This window comes from Pseudomonas sp. KH_046_1 (genome assembly GCF_057839025.1).
The window spans coordinates 1,099,792-1,114,072 of record NZ_CM174481.1 but is presented as its reverse complement, the minus strand read 5'-3'; the positions used below and the strand labels follow the sequence as shown (position 1 = coordinate 1,114,072).

Below are 14,281 nucleotides of genomic sequence, written 5' to 3'. Positions count from 1 at the left end.
TTCGAGGAAACGCACCGCCCATGAATGCCGCAAAACGTCTGGAAATATTCCGCAGACTGCACGAGGACAACCCGGAACCAAAGACCGAGCTGGCCTATTCCTCAGCGTTCGAATTGCTGATTGCCGTGATTCTCTCGGCGCAGTCGACCGATGTCGGCGTCAACAAGGCCACAGCCAGGCTGTTCCCGGTCGCCAACACACCGGCGGCGATCCATGCCCTGGGTGTCGAAGGGCTGTCGGAGTACATCAAGACCATCGGTCTGTACAACAGCAAAGCGAAAAACGTGATCGAAACCTGCCGCTTGCTGGTCGAGCGTCACGCTGGTGAAGTGCCACAAACCCGCGAAGAGCTGGAAGCACTGCCCGGCGTCGGCCGCAAAACCGCCAATGTGGTACTCAATACTGCATTCCGTCAGCTGACCATGGCCGTCGACACGCATATTTTCAGGGTCAGCAACCGCACCGGCATTGCTCCCGGCAAGAATGTGGTGGAAGTCGAGAAAAAACTGATGAAATTCGTGCCCAGGGAGTACCTGCTCGACTCCCATCACTGGCTGATCCTTCACGGCCGCTATGTTTGCCTGGCCCGCAAGCCCCGATGCGGGAGCTGCCGGATCGAGGACTTGTGTGAATACAAGCACAAAACCTCCGACGATTGAGGCGCTATTAGGTTTATTGAATTATCGATTGAAAAAATCTTTTTTACCCGCCGGGAGATTGTCGATATAAGGAGCGCCAAAGGCCTTCTTAGCCTGGAGCAACTAAATGAGTACTGGCAAAGAGCAACTGGACGTAGAAGACGACTTCACCACCGCCGAAACCGATGACGCTGAGCCGGTGGTTGAAGTAGCGAAAACCAATCTGAGCAAACGCCGCACCATCGATAACCTGCTGGAGGAGCGCCGACTGCAAAAGCAATTGGCCGATTACGATTTTGACTTATGACACCTGAAAGCCTCCCGAAACGGAGGCTTTTTTCTAAGTGCCATACTCTGGAAGACGCCCCTTGTCGCGCAGTTACGTCATCACACCAGACCATTGCGTTGTGCCAGCTCGATCAGATCGACCAGAGACCGCGCATTTAGCTTGAGCAACAGGCGGGTCTTGTAAGTACTGACTGTTTTATTGCTGAGAAACATTCCATCGGCAATCTCTTTATTGGTCTTTCCTCGGGCCAACTGTTGCAGAACCATCATTTCCCGTCCCGACAAGCGATCAACCATATCGGCCTCACTGGCATTGCCCAAACTGCAACGCACGGTATGCAAGGCTTGGTTAGGAAAGTAACTGTAGCCTGACAACACCGCCTTTATTGCACTGAGCAACTCCGTCAGGTCTTGTTGTTTGCAGACATAACCAGCTGCACCGGATTGCATGCAACGCATCGAAAAATGCCCCGGCGCCTGGGAAGTCAAAATCAGCACTTTCATAGGCATTGAGGTTGAAGACAAACGCGCGATGACTTCCAACCCGTCCAGCTTCGGAATCCCGATATCCAGAATGACAATATCCGGCATAAGTTCACGGGCTAGTTGCAGTGCGTCCACACCATTATCGGTTTCTGCAATAACTTCGTAGCCATGACGTTCCATTAGCATACGTACCGCAAGACGAATGACGGGGTGATCATCCACGATCAGCACTTTATTCATGGGCAAGTCCAATTTTCGCTGTTCGAATTTTTAGAGCCCGCACAATAGCCTAGTCGTTTCACCCATGGCATGTCGCCCCTCCCAGCCACCCACACCAAGAGACATCCCCTACAAACAACACGGATTCCTCCTACAAAAATCCCTCGAACGGAATGAATTGAAAACTGTATCAGCGTCAGTGTGTCGCACTTTCCAGCCGTCACCTCAATCGTTTACGACCAAAATTATCCGAGAGCCAGCCTGAACGGTCGCGCCCTGACAAACATAAACCTCTACCCCTCCGCTAAAACGTAACTGATATTTACGCACTAAACATTCACACCAGAAATATCACACACCAAGCATCCAATTACTCTTACAGCAAATAATATTTTTTGAGCAATCATTAAAACACCACCAACGCTGCAAAAATCGAAGAGCAGCACAACAAACAAATAAAAACGCTTATCAAAACCAGCACGCAATAAAACTCACTACAATAATTACCACACCCACCAACCTCATAAACCATTCGAGAAAAGACAATCCAGCATGAGTACAGAACATGATAAAAAAACGAATCACCAACCCAATGACAATTATCGCGATATTCGCAGCACTCTCTGAAACTTCGGCAGCCGTTTCTCTACCCTTCCTCGACCAAGAGGAAAGAGAACTCTATGTGTGGTTTCTGATCAGCTTTCCGTTTTATTTACTTTTACTTTTTTTCGCGACACTCAACTTCAACTACAAATCCCTTTATGCGCCCTCCGACTTTGAAAAGGGAAAGCACTTCATGAAGGTCATGGATGATGCCGGGCGGCCGGAAAAAAAAGCGTCCGGGAAGTCGTCTGAGAATCCCGCTCTGGAAACGTCAACGAATGACCGGCAGTCAGCTCGAACGCCCTGCGGCGCACAGGACCCGCCAACCGAGATTGGTCTGCAAACCACTGTCTCTGTTCAACATCAGCTTCGGTTACCGGAACTTATAAAAGACCTGTACATCGTTGATGCACGCTGGATGAGCAAGGAGGTCGAGTTTGGAGCGCTGCTGGAAAACCTCCAGAGGCCACGGGAAAAGACGGCGTACGTGATTCTGTTTGTCACTTGTGCCGTTTCGGAGACTTTACTGAAGGCCAGTGCGCTTAAACATTCAAAGCAGGCCAGCAAGCGCAGTGCCGCCTTTCATGTTGCCTACAATCTGGACTCGCACAGGTTGTCGGTCATTGATCAGGCCGGGCAACCGGCGAACAACAACGTGTAGTACAGGTCAGACCATCGAGAAGGAGAAAATCAGGAAATCATCAGCGCAAACGAAAACACCCGACAACGTAGTAACTGGCGTCACACCCCGTTTTCAGGTACCTGACCTCGTCGAGGACGAGGTCAGGTATCCATCACGATTTCAAAGGTCTCAGAACAGCTTCCGGCCTTTGTTCGCCGCAATGCGCATGCGCAGGGCGTTGAGCTTGATGAAGCCCGCTGCATCCGCCTGGTTGTACGCGCCGCCATCTTCTTCGAAGGTAGCGATGTTGGCGTCGAACAGCGAGTCGTCGGACTTGCGCCCAGTGACGATCACATTGCCCTTGTACAGTTTCAGGCGCACAACGCCGTTCACGTTGACCTGGGACGCATCGATCATCTGTTGCAGCATCAGACGCTCAGGGCTCCACCAGTAGCCGGTGTAGATCAGGCTGGCGTACTTGGGCATCAGCTCGTCCTTGAGGTGAGCCACTTCGCGGTCCAGGGTGATCGACTCGATCGCACGGTGGGCACGCAGCATGATGGTGCCGCCAGGGGTTTCGTAGCAGCCACGGGACTTCATGCCCACGTAACGGTTCTCGACGATGTCGAGACGGCCGATACCGTGTTCGCCACCGATACGGTTCAGGGTCGCCAGCACGGTAGCCGGGGTCATTTCGACGCCGTCCAGTGCGACGATATCGCCGTTGCGGTAGGTCAGTTCCAGGTATTGCGCTTTATCTGGAGCCTTCTCCGGGGAGACGGTCCATTTCCACATGTCTTCTTCGTGCTCGGTCCAGGTGTCTTCCAGCACGCCGCCTTCATAGGAGATGTGCAGCAGGTTGGCATCCATCGAGTACGGGGATTTTTTCTTGCCGTGACGCTCGATCGGGATGTTGTGCTTTTCAGCATAATCCATCAGCTTTTCACGGGAGAGCAGGTCCCATTCGCGCCACGGAGCAATCACTTTCACACCTGGCTTCAACGCGTAGGCGCCCAGTTCGAAACGAACCTGGTCGTTGCCCTTGCCGGTGGCACCGTGGGAAATGGCGTCAGCGCCGGTTTCGTTGGCGATTTCGATCAAGCGCTTGGCGATCAACGGACGAGCGATGGAAGTACCCAGCAGGTACTCGCCTTCGTAAACGGTGTTGGCGCGGAACATCGGGAAAACGAAATCGCGCACGAATTCTTCGCGCAAGTCGTCGATGTAGATCTCTTTCACGCCCATGGCCTGTGCCTTGGCGCGTGCAGGTTCGACCTCTTCGCCCTGACCCAGGTCAGCGGTGAAGGTCACGACTTCACAGTTATAAGTATCCTGCAGCCACTTGAGGATCACCGAAGTGTCCAGGCCGCCGGAATACGCCAGAACGACCTTGTTTACGTCCGCCATGCCATCACTCCACGGGGTTCTACGGAAAGCCGTCAAGTCTACCGCTCATGCAGGATAATTTACAGAGGCGCGACAGCTTATGACGACGAAGCGACAGATTCTGTCGAGGGCGCGACGATTACAGCCGAGTCAGGAAGTGGCCGAAGTGGCCGCTTTCGTCACTTGCGGGGCGACTTGTTCCGCTGGGGCTCCGCGCTCCAGGCGCACCGCAACTCGACGGTTCTTCGCGCGGTTGGCGTTGTTGGTGTTAGGCGCCAACGGATAACGCTCGCCATGGAAACGCACGGTGATTTGCGACTCCTGGATGCCGTTGGCCTTGAAGAACTCCAGCACTGCCAGGGCTCGGCGCCGCGACAGGTCGCGGTTGGTCAGACGGTTGCCGCTGTTGTCGGAGTGACCGTCGAGTTCGATGTGATTGACCGTCGGATCGGCCTTCATGTACTCCAGCATCACCTGCAGTTTGGTTTTTGCGGCGCTGTCGAGTTCGATTCCGCCGCCGGGGAAGCCGATTTCGGATTGCTTCACCTGTTCGAAATTCTGTGGCAACAGTTTCGCCACACAACCCTGGTAGTCGGCAAACGCCTTGGTGAACCTGACCGGCAACAAGCGTACTTCCGACACCCGCCCATCCCCCGAGGAATGTCGAACCACCGGACTGCGACCGTCCATCAGTCCGCTGATCAGGCGTCCGGCCTGAACCTGTGAACTGTTGAACAATACGTTGCCGCTGCCGATTCTCACTGTGCCCAGGTTGATATCGTCACGCCCCGGTTGCCACGGCGCGGCAGCGGCCAGCAGCGTCGCCGAGCCACCGCCAATCATCGGGCTGTAGGTTTTCAGACGAAACGTCGCCTGCTCGCCGGCACGGCGCACGAACTCGCCCGAACCGAAGTCAGTAATCGGCTGAGTCAGGCGGCATTCGAACTTGTCACCCTCGACCGTCCACTCAATGCTCTCCAGACGGGTCTGGAAAGTGAGCGCCATCGCGGGAAGGCTGGCAAACACACTGAGCAAGGCTAAAAAACGCTGGCGCACGGGAGGCTCCACTGGCTTCTACAACAAAAAGACCGACACACACATGTTTACGGCATACCTGTTGGATATCGGAAGCTTCCTGCAAAACTTGATAGCGAGTGCCTGCAAGAGTCTTTTCCGGTAGCATTCCCTTGAGTTTGACCCGCCTGGAATCCCCTCATGTCCGACCGCCTGACCCTGCTGCGTCCCGACGACTGGCATATTCATCTTCGCGATGGTGCCGTGTTGACCAATACCGTCGCGGATGTCGCGCGCACCTTTGGCCGCGCCATCATCATGCCCAACCTGGTTCCACCGGTGCGCAACGCGGCCGAAGCCGACGGCTATCGCCAGCGGATTCTCGCTGCCCGCCCGGCCGGCAGCCTGTTCGAGCCACTGATGGTCCTGTACCTGACCGACCGCACCCAGCCCGAAGAAATTCGCGAGGCCAAGGCCAGCGGATTCATTCACGCCGCCAAGCTGTACCCGGCCGGCGCGACTACCAACTCGGACTCTGGCGTCACCAGCATCGACAAGATCTTCCCTGCACTCGAGGCCATGGCCGAAGTCGGGATGCCCTTGTTGGTCCACGGTGAAGTCACCCGGGGCGATGTCGATGTGTTCGATCGCGAAAAAATCTTCATCGACGAGCACATGCGTCGTGTGGTCGAACGTTTCCCGACCCTCAAAGTGGTCTTCGAACACATCACCACCACGGACGCCGTGCAGTTCGTCAACTCGGCTTCGGCCAACGTCGGCGCGACCATCACCGCGCACCACCTGCTGTACAACCGCAACCACATGCTGGTGGGCGGGATTCGGCCGCACTTCTATTGCCTGCCGATCCTCAAGCGCAATACCCACCAGGAAGCCCTGCTCGACGCCGCCACCAGCGGCAGCGATAAGTTCTTCCTCGGCACCGACTCGGCGCCCCACGCCCAGCACGCCAAGGAAGCGGCCTGCGGTTGCGCCGGTTGCTACACCGCCTATGCGGCCATCGAGATGTATGCCGAAGCCTTCGAACAGCGCAACGCGCTGGACAAACTCGAAGCCTTCGCCAGCCTCAACGGCCCCAGGTTCTATGGTCTGCCGGCGAACACCGATAGCATCACCCTGGTCCGCGAAGAGTGGACCGCCCCGACCAGCCTGCCATTTGGCGAGCTGACCGTTATCCCGCTGCGCGCCGGTGAAAAACTGCGCTGGCGCCTGCTGGAGGAACACGCGTGAGTGAAAACCATTTCGACGACGAACTGGAAGGCAATGGCGGCGGAGGCGGCCCTCGTCATCCAATGGCGGCAAGGTTCCGTGGTTACCTGCCGGTTGTCGTCGACGTAGAAACCGGTGGCTTCAATTCGGCCACCGACGCCCTTCTGGAGATCGCCGCGACCACCATCGCCATGGATGAAAAGGGTTTTGTTTACCCGGATCACACCTACTTCTTCCGTGTCGAGCCGTTTGAAGGCGCGAACATCGAAGCCGCTGCCCTGGAATTCACCGGGATCAAACTCGATCACCCGCTGCGCATGGCAGTGAGTGAAGAGTCGGCCCTGAACGATATCTTCCGCGGCGTGCGCAAGGCCCTCAAGGCCAATGGTTGCAAACGGGCGATCCTGGTCGGGCATAACAGCAGCTTCGACCTGGGCTTCCTCAATGCTGCGGTTGCGCGGCTGGACATGAAGCGCAATCCGTTCCACCCGTTCTCCAGTTTCGATACCGCAACGCTCGCCGGCCTCGCTTACGGCCAGACCGTGCTGGCCAAGGCGTGCCAGGCAGCAGACATCGACTTCGACGGTCGTGAGGCTCACTCGGCTCGCTATGACACCGAGAAGACGGCCGAGCTGTTCTGCGGCATCGTCAATCGCTGGAAACAGATGGGTGGCTGGGAAGACTTCAACGACTGAGTGCACTCTCGAATCAATGTGGGAGCGAGCTTGCTCGCGAAAGCGGTGTGTCATTCAACAAAAATGCTGGCTGACACTCCCTCTTCGCGAGCAAGCCCGCTCCCATGTTTCCCATCCGATGAAATCGTCGACCTGTACAGCCATCGCCGGGAAGAGCGCATTTATCCCCGGGCAATCAGGCTCAAATCCCCGAAGTATCCGATTAAAAACAAAAATGCCAGTCAGCTTAACTGACTGGCATTACCCCGCAGGGTGCATCTTTTTCATCCAGAGTCAGCAGATCACTGAGCCGCCTGATTCTCCGACAAAATCAACTTGCCTTCCTTATCCACCGGAATCTGGTTGCCTGGATCACGATCCATGCGCACTTTGCCTTCCTTGCCGTCCAGCGAATACCGCACGTCGTAACCTACAACCTTGTCACTGATGTCGTTGACCGTGTTACAGCGGGTCTGGGTGGTGGTGTAGGTGTCACGCTCTTGCATGCCTTCCTGCACCTTGTTGCCGGCGTAACCACCACCGACAGCACCTGCGACCGTGGCGATCTTCTTACCGGTGCCGCCACCGATCTGGTTACCCAGCAAACCACCTGCCAATGCACCGACCACCGTACCGGCGATCTGATGTTGATCTTTCACCGGCGCCTGCCGGGTGACCGCTACATCCTTGCATACTTCACGTGGAGTCTTGATTTGTGTCTTGACCGGCTCAACGGCGAGTACTTGCGCGTACTCCGGGCCGCTTTTAACCAGGCTGTAGGTGGCCACAGCACCCCCGGCAGTTACACCGACAGCACCCAGTACAGCACCAACCAGCATCGACTTGTTCACATGAACCTCCTGGACCATCACATGCGGAACGTGTCCGCGCTTCTCCCTGCCTTGGAGCACAAAAAAAGGCGCGAGTTCAACTCGCGCCTTTTTCGGACTACATCGCTTAAAGACTTTTCCTTCAAGGACGGTCGTCGACTTCCTTCTCGGTATTGGCCGGAGGAATCAGGTCTTCCGTGCTCAGGTTCAGCCAGATCAGCACCACGTTCGCGATGTAGATCGACGAGTAAGTACCCGCCAGAACACCGATGAACAGGGCGATGGAGAAGCCGAACAGGTTGTCGCCACCGAAGAACAGCAGGGCCGCGATCGCCAGCAAGGTGGAGATCGAAGTCGCCATGGTCCGCAGCAGGGTTTGCGTGGTCGAGATGTTGATGTTCTCGATCAGGCTGGCCTTGCGCAGTACACGGAAGTTCTCACGAACCCGGTCGAATACCACGATGGTGTCGTTGAGCGAGTAACCGATGATCGCCAGTACCGCCGCCAGCACCGTCAGGTCGAAGGTGATCTGGAAGAACGACAGGATACCGATGGTCACGATCACGTCGTGGATCAGGGAAACGATCGCACCGACCGCAAACTTCCACTGAAAGCGAAAAGCCAGGTAGATCAGGATCCCGCCCAGCGCCATCAGCATGCCGAGGCCGCCCTGGTCGCGCAGCTCTTCACCCACCTGCGGGCCGACGAACTCGACACGCTTGACCGTCGCCGGGTTATCGCCGCCGACCTTCTGCAAGGCTTCGGCTACCTGGTGACCCAGTTGTGGGTCTTCGCCAGGCATGCGCACCAGCAGGTCGGTGGTTGCACCGAAGTTCTGCACGACCGCATCGTTATAACCGGCGCTCACCAGCTGCTCACGCACCTTGGAGACGTCAGCCGGACGCTCGTAGGTCAGCTCGATGAGCGTACCGCCGGTGAAGTCCAGGCCCCAGTTCATGCCCTTATGGAAGACACTGAATATTGCCAGTGCGGTAAGGAACAATGTGACGCCGAACGCGAAGTTGCGAACGCCCATGAAGTTGATTGTACGTAACATGGCAGCCCCTTAAATCCACAACTTCTTGAAGTCACGACCGCCGAAGATCAGGTTGACCATCGCGCGGGTCACCATGATGGCCGTGAACATCGAGGTAAAGATCCCGAGGGACATGGTCACTGCGAAGCCCTTGACCGGACCTGTGCCCATGGCAAAGAGGATGCCGCCGACCAGCAAAGTGGTCAGGTTGGCGTCGAGAATCGCGGTGAATGCCCGGCCGAAGCCTTCGTTGATTGCACGCTGCACGGTCATGCCGGCGGCGATCTCTTCACGGATCCGCGAGAAGATCAGCACGTTGGCGTCGACCGCCATGCCCATGGTCAACACGATACCGGCGATACCCGGCAGGGTCAGCGTTGCACCCAGCAGCGACATCAAGGCCAGCAGCATCACCATGTTCACCGTCAGCGCGACGGTGGCGATGAGGCCGAAGAAGCGGTAGATGGCCATGATGAACAGCGAGACGAACAGCATGCCCCACAGCGATGCATCGATACCCTTGGTGATGTTGTCGGCACCCAGGCTCGGGCCAATGGTGCGTTCTTCAGCGAAGTACATCGGCGCCGCCAGACCACCGGCACGCAGCAGCAGCGCCAGTTCGGACGATTCGCCCTGGCCGTTCAGGCCGGTGATGCGGAACTGCGCGCCCAGCGGCGACTGAATGGTCGCCAGGCTGATGATCTTCTTCTCTTCCTTGAACGTCTGCACCGGCACGTCTTTCTCGACGCCGTTGACCACTTGCTTGACGTAAGTGGTAACCGGACGCTGCTCGATGAAGATCACCGCCATGCTGCGACCGACGTTCGAACGGGTCGCACGGTTCATCAGCTCGCCGCCGTGGCCGTCCAGACGAATGTTCACTTCCGGAGTGCCCTGCTCACCGAAACCGGCCTTGGCGTCAGTCACCTGGTCACCGGTGATGATCAGGCCACGCTCGATGAGCGCAGGAGGACGGTTGCCCTCACGGAACTCGAAGGATTCGGAAGTGGCTTTCGAAGCACCAGGCTCAGCGGCCAGACGGAACTCGAGGTTGGCCGTCTTGCCGAGGATACGCTTGGCTTCGGCGGTGTCCTGCACGCCCGGCAGCTCAACCACGATACGGTTGGCGCCCTGACGCTGGACGATCGGTTCGGCAACACCCAGCTCGTTGACGCGGTTACGTACCGTGGTCAAGTTCTGCTTGATGGAGTATTCGCGGATTTCCGCCAGCTTGGCCGGGGTCATCGCCAGACGCAGCACCGGTTGACCATTGAGGTCGGCCGGAACAATGTCGAAATCGTTGAAGTTCTTGCGAATGATCGAACGGGCCTGTTCGCGGGTCGCTTCATCAGAGAAGCCCAGCTGAATGGCGCCATCGAGTTGCGGCAGGCTGCGATAGCGCAGTTTCTCTTTACGCAACAGACTCTTGACGTCGCCTTCGTAGACTTTCAGGCGCGCGTCGAGGGCTTTGTCCATGTCCACTTCCAGCAGGAAGTGCACACCACCGGACAAGTCCAGACCCAGCTTCATCGGGTGCGCAGCGAGGTTGCGCAGCCATTGCGGGGTGGTTTGTGCCAGGTTCAGTGCAACGACGTAGTCATCACCCAATGCCTTGCGCACGACGTCTTTGGCCGGCAGCTGGTCTTCAGCCTTGGTCAGGCGAATCAGCCCACCCTTGCCGCCCTCTGCCAGCGTGGCAGCCTTGACGTTGATCCCGGATTCCTTGAGCGCAGCGCTCACACGATCCAGATCAGCCTGATTGACCTGCAGCGCAGTGCTTGCACCGCTGACCTGAATGGCCGGGTCATCAGGATAAAGATTGGGAGCGGAATAAATCAGACCGATCGCTAGCACCGCCAGGATCAGAATGTATTTCCACAGAGGATATTTGTTCAGCATCACGCCGCCCGTTTATGACGCGGGGCGCCTTGCGCGCCCCGTCGATTGAAAATGAAGTTGAAACTTAGATCGCTTTGAGCGTGCCTTTTGGCAGCGTGGCGGCGATGGCGCCTTTCTGGAACTTCATTTCGACGGTGTCGGAAACTTCCAGAACGACGAAATCGTCGGCCACTTTAGTGATCTTGCCGGCAATACCGCCGGTGGTCACAACTTCGTCGCCTTTCTGCAGGCTGCTCAGCAGGTTTTTCTGCTCTTTGGCGCGCTTGGCCTGTGGACGCCAGATCATCAGGTAGAAGATGACCAGGAAACCGACCAGGAAAATCCACTCGAAACCGCCGCCCATTGGGCCGGCAGCAGGTGCAGCGGCGTCAGCCATGGCATTAGAGATAAAAAAGCTCATTTAGCACTCCAGTTGCAAATGTTGAATCTTGGGGTCAGTAAACTCAGTCCAAAGGCGGCACGGGAAGCCCGCGTTTGGCGTAGAAGGCATCGACAAAGGCGGCCAATGTACCCTGTTGAATAGCCTCGCGCAAACCAGCCATAAGCACTTGATAATGGCGCAAGTTATGGATGGTATTGAGCATGCTTCCCAGCATTTCGCCGCATTTGTCCAGGTGATGCAGATAAGCGCGGGAGAAGTTCTGGCAGGTATAGCAATCGCAGGTCGGATCGAGCGGCGAATCATCATGGCGATGGAACGCGTTACGGATCTTCAGCACGCCGGTATCAATGAACAGATGCCCGTTGCGGGCATTACGGGTTGGCATCACGCAATCGAACATGTCCACACCGCGGCGCACACCCTCAACCAGATCTTCCGGTTTGCCAACGCCCATAAGGTAACGAGGTTTGTCAGCCGGCATCATGCCCGGCAGGTAATCCAGCACCTTGATCATTTCGTGCTTGGGCTCGCCCACCGACAGGCCGCCGATGGCCAGGCCGTCGAAGCCGATCTTGTCGAGGCCTTCCAGGGAGCGCATGCGCAGGTCCTGGTGCATACCGCCCTGCACGATGCCGAACAGCGCCGCCGTATTCTCGCCATGGGCTTCTTTCGAACGCTTGGCCCAACGCAGGGACAACTCCATGGAAATACGGGCGACGTCTTCGTCGGCCGGGTATGGCGTGCATTCGTCGAAAATCATCACGATGTCGGAGCCCAGGTCACGCTGGACCTGCATCGACTCTTCCGGGCCCATGAACACCTTGGCGCCGTCAACCGGGGAAGCGAAGGTCACGCCCTCCTCCTTGATCTTGCGCATGGCGCCCAGGCTGAACACCTGGAAACCGCCGGAGTCGGTCAGGATCGGGCCTTTCCACTGCATGAAATCGTGCAGGTCGCCGTGCTTCTTGATCACTTCCGTGCCCGGGCGCAGCCACAGGTGGAAGGTGTTGCCCAGAATGATTTCAGCGCCAGTCGCCTCGATATCCCGTGGCAGCATGCCCTTGACCGTGCCGTAGGTGCCCACCGGCATGAAGGCCGGGGTCTCGACGGTACCGCGCGGGAAGGTCAAACGACCGCGGCGAGCCTTGCCATCAGTGGCCAGCAGCTCGAAAGACATACGACAGGTGCGACTCATACTGTTTCCTCTGGGCCCGATTCTTTAGGGGCAGTCGGCGCAGGATTACGCGTGATGAACATCGCATCACCGTAGCTGAAAAAGCGGTAACCGTTGTCCACGGCAGCCTTGTAGGCGGCCATGGTTTCGGGATAACCGGCGAACGCCGAAACCAGCATCAACAGCGTGGATTCGGGCAAATGGAAGTTGGTGACCAGGGCATCGACCACATGAAACGGCCGGCCAGGGTAGATGAAAATGTCTGTATCGCCGCTGAACGGCTTGAGCACGCCATCGCGGGCGGCGCTTTCCAGGGAACGCACACTGGTAGTCCCCACCGCCACCACACGACCACCGCGAGCGCGGCAGGCGGCAACGGCATCGACCACGTCCTGGCCGACTTCCAGCCATTCGCTGTGCATGTGGTGGTCTTCGAGCTTCTCGACGCGCACCGGCTGGAACGTACCGGCGCCGACGTGCAGGGTCACGAACGCGGTCTCGACGCCCTTGGTGGCAATCGCCTCCATCAGCACCTGATCGAAATGCAGCCCCGCCGTCGGCGCCGCCACCGCGCCCAAACGCTCGGCGTAGACGGTCTGGTAACGCTCACGGTCGGCGCCTTCATCGGGGCGGTCTATATAAGGAGGCAACGGCATGTGCCCGACGCGGTCGAGCAGCGGCAACACCTCCTCGGCGAACCCCAGTTCGAACAACGCATCGTGCCGCGCCAGCATCTCGGCCTCGCCACCACCGTCGATCAAGATCTTCGACCCAGGCTTGGGCGACTTGCTGGAACGCACATGGGCCAGCACGCGATGACTGTCGAGCACCCGCTCCACCAGGATTTCCAGCTTGCCGCCGGAAGCCTTCTGGCCAAACAGCCGCGCCGGAATCACCCGGGTATTGTTGAACACCATCAAATCGCCGGGGCGCAAATGCTCCAGCAAATCAGTGAATTGACGGTGTGCCAGGGCGCCGCTGACCCCATCCAGGGTCAACAGGCGACTATTGCGACGCTCGGCCAAAGGGTGGCGGGCGATCAGCGAATCAGGGAGCTCGAAGGTAAAGTCAGCAACGCGCATGATGGGGTGTCGTCTAGCAGGGCCGGGAAGTCTAGCGGAAATATCAAAAATTCTCCATGTACCTGATTGACCAGCGGTTATCTCATCTCTATACTTCGCCGCCATTGAGCCCTGATGGCGGAATTGGTAGACGCGGCGGATTCAAAATCCGTTTTCGAAAGGAGTGGGAGTTCGAGTCTCCCTCGGGGCACCAAAATTAAGAAAGGTCTTGCTTTGCAAGGCCTTTTTTTTCGTCTGCAAAAAAGTACCTGACACCCCCCCACCGACAACGCGCCGACCTGTAGGAGCTGCCGAAGGCTGCGATCTTTTGATCTCGCTTTTCTTCCACGCACCCGACACGCGCGGAACATTTCACAAGGATTCCCCCCATGGAATTGCACCTGGAAACCGTCGCCCTCTTCTCCCTCAAGCTGGCTTATGAATCGGAAGATTCAAGCCCGATTTTGCGTGACGATCTGGTGATGGGTGACTACCAGCGGGATGTGTTTGAGTTGCTGGTGCGGCGGGGGGATGTTGAGGCGATTCAGTTGAAGGTGGATGAGTGTGTGGGGTTGGCGTTGGAGGCTATTGGTGGTGTTGATAAGCCGCTGGGGCGGGAGTTGCGGAGGTTGGCGGGTGAATTTGCTGGGATTCAGACTATGGAGCAGCTTGATGTCCCGCTCACTGCGCTCAAGGATTATCTGAAAGACATTCAATGAATGAAGGCGGGCGACCTACAAAG

The 14,281-nt window shown here is 57.4% G+C and carries 15 protein-coding genes and 1 tRNA gene; 7 read left to right on the top strand and 9 right to left on the bottom strand.

Annotated elements, in window-relative coordinates; genetic code table 11:
* Window positions 1-20: 20 nt before the first annotated feature.
* A complete protein-coding gene (nth, locus tag AC3IT9_RS04975) occupies window positions 21-659 on the top strand; it encodes an endonuclease III (RefSeq protein WP_150728295.1) in 639 nt (212 codons plus the stop codon).
* A gap of 106 nt (window positions 660-765) precedes the next feature.
* Window positions 766-945, top strand: a complete 180-nt coding sequence (locus tag AC3IT9_RS04970; RefSeq protein ID WP_007972325.1) for a PA3496 family putative envelope integrity protein — start codon at window positions 766-768, stop codon at window positions 943-945.
* 80 nt (window positions 946-1,025) lie between these two features.
* Here the strand turns inward: AC3IT9_RS04970 and AC3IT9_RS04965 are convergent, their stop codons facing one another.
* On the bottom strand, window positions 1,026-1,652 hold the full coding sequence (locus tag AC3IT9_RS04965; protein ID WP_008053528.1) for a response regulator transcription factor: 627 nt from the start codon (window positions 1,650-1,652) through the stop codon (window positions 1,026-1,028).
* A 544-nt stretch (window positions 1,653-2,196) separates the two neighbouring features.
* Between AC3IT9_RS04965 and AC3IT9_RS04960 the strand changes: the two genes are divergently transcribed.
* The gene (locus tag AC3IT9_RS04960) at window positions 2,197-2,895 is read left to right on the top strand and encodes a hypothetical protein (protein WP_489272238.1); all 699 of its coding nucleotides are present in this window, start codon (window positions 2,197-2,199) and stop codon (window positions 2,893-2,895) included.
* A gap of 150 nt (window positions 2,896-3,045) precedes the next feature.
* Here AC3IT9_RS04960 and AC3IT9_RS04955 read toward each other — a convergent pair whose 3' ends face one another.
* Together AC3IT9_RS04955 and AC3IT9_RS04950 are read right to left on the bottom strand one after the other, a co-directional pair.
* On the bottom strand, window positions 3,046-4,263 hold the full coding sequence (locus tag AC3IT9_RS04955) for an argininosuccinate synthase (protein ID WP_150728293.1): 1,218 nt from the start codon (window positions 4,261-4,263) through the stop codon (window positions 3,046-3,048).
* A gap of 129 nt (window positions 4,264-4,392) precedes the next feature.
* Entirely contained in the window at window positions 4,393-5,298 is a 906-nt protein-coding gene (locus tag AC3IT9_RS04950; protein WP_150754855.1) for a flagellar protein MotY, read from the bottom strand.
* 159 nt (window positions 5,299-5,457) lie between these two features.
* Between AC3IT9_RS04950 and pyrC the strand changes: the two genes are divergently transcribed.
* Complete coding sequence (gene pyrC, locus AC3IT9_RS04945; RefSeq protein WP_489272236.1) at window positions 5,458-6,504, top strand: dihydroorotase; 1,047 nt, start codon at window positions 5,458-5,460, stop codon at window positions 6,502-6,504.
* A complete protein-coding gene (gene rnt / locus AC3IT9_RS04940; RefSeq protein ID WP_150728290.1) occupies window positions 6,501-7,178 on the top strand; it encodes a ribonuclease T in 678 nt (225 codons plus the stop codon). The genes pyrC and rnt overlap by 4 nt, the downstream gene beginning before the upstream one ends.
* A gap of 281 nt (window positions 7,179-7,459) precedes the next feature.
* On the opposite strand, the gene AC3IT9_RS04935 is transcribed toward rnt, so the two are convergent.
* The 6 genes from AC3IT9_RS04935 to queA form a co-directional block, all read right to left on the bottom strand.
* Window positions 7,460-8,008, bottom strand: a complete 549-nt coding sequence (locus tag AC3IT9_RS04935; RefSeq protein WP_150728289.1) for a glycine zipper 2TM domain-containing protein — start codon at window positions 8,006-8,008, stop codon at window positions 7,460-7,462.
* 121 nt (window positions 8,009-8,129) lie between these two features.
* The gene (gene secF / locus AC3IT9_RS04930; protein ID WP_150728288.1) at window positions 8,130-9,044 is read right to left on the bottom strand and encodes a protein translocase subunit SecF; all 915 of its coding nucleotides are present in this window, start codon (window positions 9,042-9,044) and stop codon (window positions 8,130-8,132) included.
* A gap of 9 nt (window positions 9,045-9,053) precedes the next feature.
* Complete coding sequence (gene secD, locus AC3IT9_RS04925; protein ID WP_150728287.1) at window positions 9,054-10,922, bottom strand: protein translocase subunit SecD; 1,869 nt, start codon at window positions 10,920-10,922, stop codon at window positions 9,054-9,056.
* Window positions 10,923-10,986: 64 nt separating this feature from the next.
* Window positions 10,987-11,322, bottom strand: a complete 336-nt coding sequence (yajC, locus tag AC3IT9_RS04920; protein ID WP_007982729.1) for a preprotein translocase subunit YajC — start codon at window positions 11,320-11,322, stop codon at window positions 10,987-10,989.
* Between the two features lie 43 nt (window positions 11,323-11,365).
* Window positions 11,366-12,481 (bottom strand): tRNA guanosine(34) transglycosylase Tgt, encoded by a 1,116-nt coding sequence (gene tgt, locus AC3IT9_RS04915; RefSeq protein ID WP_162488928.1) that lies wholly within the window; start codon window positions 12,479-12,481, stop codon window positions 11,366-11,368.
* 14 nt (window positions 12,482-12,495) lie between these two features.
* Complete coding sequence (queA, locus tag AC3IT9_RS04910) at window positions 12,496-13,560, bottom strand: tRNA preQ1(34) S-adenosylmethionine ribosyltransferase-isomerase QueA (protein WP_489272234.1); 1,065 nt, start codon at window positions 13,558-13,560, stop codon at window positions 12,496-12,498.
* Window positions 13,561-13,668: 108 nt separating this feature from the next.
* Between queA and AC3IT9_RS04905 the strand changes: the two genes are divergently transcribed.
* Window positions 13,669-13,753, top strand: a tRNA-Leu gene (locus AC3IT9_RS04905).
* Window positions 13,754-13,928: 175 nt separating this feature from the next.
* A complete protein-coding gene (locus AC3IT9_RS04900; protein WP_489272233.1) occupies window positions 13,929-14,258 on the top strand; it encodes a hypothetical protein in 330 nt (109 codons plus the stop codon).
* Window positions 14,259-14,281: the final 23 nt, after the last annotated feature.

Coding starts and splice junctions, on each gene's coding strand:
- AC3IT9_RS04965 (WP_008053528.1), bottom strand. CDS start 1,652: ATGAATAAAGTGCTGATCGTGGATGATCACCCCGTCATTCGTCTTGCG.
- AC3IT9_RS04970 (WP_007972325.1), top strand. CDS start 766: ATGAGTACTGGCAAAGAGCAACTGGACGTAGAAGACGACTTCACCACC.
- queA (WP_489272234.1), bottom strand. CDS start 13,560: ATGCGCGTTGCTGACTTTACCTTCGAGCTCCCTGATTCGCTGATCGCC.
- secF (WP_150728288.1), bottom strand. CDS start 9,044: ATGTTACGTACAATCAACTTCATGGGCGTTCGCAACTTCGCGTTCGGC.
- yajC (WP_007982729.1), bottom strand. CDS start 11,322: ATGAGCTTTTTTATCTCTAATGCCATGGCTGACGCCGCTGCACCTGCT.
- pyrC (WP_489272236.1), top strand. CDS start 5,458: ATGTCCGACCGCCTGACCCTGCTGCGTCCCGACGACTGGCATATTCAT.
- AC3IT9_RS04955 (WP_150728293.1), bottom strand. CDS start 4,263: ATGGCGGACGTAAACAAGGTCGTTCTGGCGTATTCCGGCGGCCTGGAC.
- secD (WP_150728287.1), bottom strand. CDS start 10,922: ATGCTGAACAAATATCCTCTGTGGAAATACATTCTGATCCTGGCGGTG.
- nth (WP_150728295.1), top strand. CDS start 21: ATGAATGCCGCAAAACGTCTGGAAATATTCCGCAGACTGCACGAGGAC.
- AC3IT9_RS04960 (WP_489272238.1), top strand. CDS start 2,197: ATGATAAAAAAACGAATCACCAACCCAATGACAATTATCGCGATATTC.
- tgt (WP_162488928.1), bottom strand. CDS start 12,481: ATGTCTTTCGAGCTGCTGGCCACTGATGGCAAGGCTCGCCGCGGTCGT.
- AC3IT9_RS04900 (WP_489272233.1), top strand. CDS start 13,929: ATGGAATTGCACCTGGAAACCGTCGCCCTCTTCTCCCTCAAGCTGGCT.